The organism is Paenibacillus sp. OT2-17 (genome assembly GCF_009827695.1).
Lineage (GTDB): Bacteria > Bacillota > Bacilli > Paenibacillales > Paenibacillaceae > Paenibacillus > Paenibacillus polymyxa_B.
Window position 1 is genome coordinate 1 of sequence record NZ_WUDQ01000831.1, and the last position, 1,188, is coordinate 1,188.

Consider the following 1,188-nt stretch of genomic DNA (forward strand, 5'->3'; position numbering starts at 1 on the left):
CCCAACTTATTTGCCTTTCACACAGCGATTCGCGTTCCGTTCGTACCCGATAGCTCGCCTGAGGATTACAAGATTAAGGTCACAATCGGTGAGCGTCGTGAGCTGACGGAACGGTTGTTGGCCACAGGTCAGTTCCAGCCTTTATCTCCGGAAGAGGAACTGCTGAAAACGACGGGAGTTAGTCCTTATTTTGCCTCTATGGATAATCATTACACGGCAGCTCCGCAAAATGGACGCAACTACATGGAACTGACACACAGTAAGACAGGTGCTACCCTCGTATACGATGTAGGCACAGCTTATAAGCATTGGATGATCTGGAATAACAAAGCGAACAAGGAATTCATCTGTCCTGAGCCGCAAATGAACATGATCAATGCACCGAATCGTCCGGACCTGCCAGCAGAGGAGATCGGATTGATTGCACTGGCTCCAGGCCATATTTTTGAAGCAACCAGCCGTTTGTATTGTATTACACCTAATAAATCGAAATCCTAACATTTAAATTTATCCTTATAGGCCTGTATCGTGTCCAACGGTGCAGGCTTTATTTGGGTATGTAAGCATAGGTAAGGACCAATGGGGAAGGAGGACGAAAAAGGTTGCAGAATGACAAGCAGTCGTAGTATGATACGAAACAGGAGATGATCAGATGAATTTTCCTTTTCAAGCCGTCAAACGCAAGCAAATCGCCGATGAAGTGGCTGAACAGCTGCAACGAAAAATTGCTGCTGGTGAATGGAATGTGGGCACAAAGATTCCAACCGAGCCTGAGCTCATGAAGTTATTCGGAGTTGGGCGATCTACAGTACGTGAAGCGGTTAGCGTTCTGGTACATGCCGGTCTATTAGAGAAAAAGCAAGGACACGGAACTTTTGTCTGCCAACCGACAACTTCTCAAGAGCCATTGGATTACCGTCTAAGCCGTGCTGAAATTATTGAGGTTTATGAAGTGCGGAGTGTGTTGGAACTAGAGATTGCCAGATTGGCTGCATTACGTCGTAATGACGAGGATTTACACTTAATGCGTGCGGCGCTGGACCGTCGTGCTGCAACTTTGGCCGCTGGAGATTTGTCTGGGTACTTAGATGCGGATATCACTTTTCACTTGGCTGTTGCCGGAGCTACACGCAATAAGGTGCTTACAGACGTATATGGCAGCTTTGTAGAGGCCATTCGCAAGGCGTT

General features: G+C 47.1%; 2 protein-coding genes. Both read left to right on the forward strand.

Going from position 1 to position 1,188, the window contains the following annotated elements; genetic code table 11:
- The coding region (locus tag GRP75_RS27470) for an aldose 1-epimerase (RefSeq protein WP_160790952.1) at positions 1-498 on the forward strand (498 nt) is incomplete at its 5' end.
- 154 nt (positions 499-652) lie between these two features.
- The coding region (locus GRP75_RS27475; RefSeq protein WP_160790953.1) for a FadR/GntR family transcriptional regulator at positions 653-1,188 on the forward strand (536 nt) is incomplete at its 3' end.